This is a genomic window from Hydrocoleum sp. CS-953, assembly GCF_002260545.1.
Taxonomy (GTDB): Bacteria; Cyanobacteriota; Cyanobacteriia; order Cyanobacteriales; family Microcoleaceae; genus Trichodesmium.
Genome location: NZ_LGSU01000026.1, coordinates 1 through 1283, shown reverse-complemented (window position 1 = coordinate 1283; position 1283 = coordinate 1). Strand labels below are relative to the sequence as shown.

1 protein-coding gene and 1 pseudogene are annotated in these 1283 nt (G+C 32.1%); one reads left to right on the top strand and one right to left on the bottom strand.

Going from position 1 to position 1283, the window contains the following annotated elements:
* A pseudogene (locus tag AFK68_RS36055) lies at window positions 1–285 on the top strand (glycosyltransferase family 2 protein); the annotation flags it as partial.
* Between the two features lie 402 nt (window positions 286–687).
* Here the strand turns inward: AFK68_RS36055 and AFK68_RS00095 are convergent.
* Window positions 688–1050 carry a phage holin family protein gene (locus AFK68_RS00095; RefSeq protein WP_094670670.1) on the bottom strand — a complete coding sequence of 121 codons (363 nt, stop codon included), beginning with the start codon at window positions 1048–1050 and terminating at the stop codon, window positions 688–690.
* Window positions 1051–1283: the final 233 nt, after the last annotated feature.

The window sequence follows — 1283 nt, the reverse complement described above, 5'->3', positions numbered from 1 at the left end:
TTTCTATTATTAACTTTATCCCCAATAGTTCATGCTTGGTATTTTACCTGGTTCATTCCTTTTGCTGTAGCAACTAGAAATTTAGGTATAAAGTGGGTAAGTCTATCAACATTTATTTATTTTATTTTGACATACAGACAAAGTTTAGGAGATAACAGTTGGTTTTTAACTCCAATGGAAAGATATTGGTTATGGTTACCTTTAATAATTGGATTTATTTGGAGTTATTGGAAAGATAAAAAAAATCTAGAATCATCAAAGATAAACTCTGAATTATCTAGATAAATTCGATTCTTTTGAAAAAAAAAATGTTACACGGGCTGATTTTATCAGTAAAAGGCAAGAGGTATTTGTGGTAAATATTTATCGTGCATTGTATTAGAGGCTATTCATCCTNATATTGGTTATGGTTACCTTTAATAATTGGATTTATTTGGAGTTATTGGAAAGATAAAAAAAATCTAGAATCATCAAAGATAAACTCTGAATTATCTAGATAAATTCGATTCTTTTGAAAAAAAAAATGTTACACGGGCTGATTTTATCAGTAAAAGGCAAGAGGTATTTGTGGTAAATATTTATCGTGCATTGTATTAGAGGCTATTCATCCTAGCTCTATCCTCCTAGCAACAGCCTAACTATTTGTGGCAAATATTTATCACACTTGGTATTATGTATAATTCAATATTAGACATTTTCAGATTCTTCTGGTTTATTAACAAATCCACCAATAAAACTAGAAACCAGAGATAAAACAATTGCTCCAATAACTGCAGGCCAGAAACCATCTACTTCCAAACCAGGAGTAAAATATCCTGCTAATGAAAGAGAAATACCATTTACTATTAACAAAAATAACCCCAAACTAAGAATTGTCAGAGGCAAAGTTAGAATCGTTAAAACTGGTTTAACTATTGCATTTACTAATCCTAAAACAATCGCTGCAACTGCAGCAGCAGGAATACTATCAATTCTTACACCAGGTACAACAAACGCTGTAATTAAAAGTGATATAGTTGCCATCAACCAAGTCAATAAAAAACTTCCCATAACTATTGTTTTAACCTCCTAATAAAATTGGCAAAATTATTTAGTCTAATTGGGATCAACTAACCTAAACAGTCTACTTACAGCAGATTTCATCTTGGTGAGCTACACCCATAGGGGGCAAGATGCCCGCACTACAAACACCGTTACCCTTTGCGGAGCATTCCGTAGGAAAGCTTTGCCTTAGCAAAAGTTAATATTTCTACCTCATATACTTGGAATCTGCTGTATTATCC

Excerpts from the sequence above, each read along its gene's own strand:
- AFK68_RS00095 (WP_094670670.1), bottom strand. The coding sequence starts at position 1,050 with ATGGGAAGTTTTTTATTGACTTGGTTGATGGCAACTATATCACTTTTA.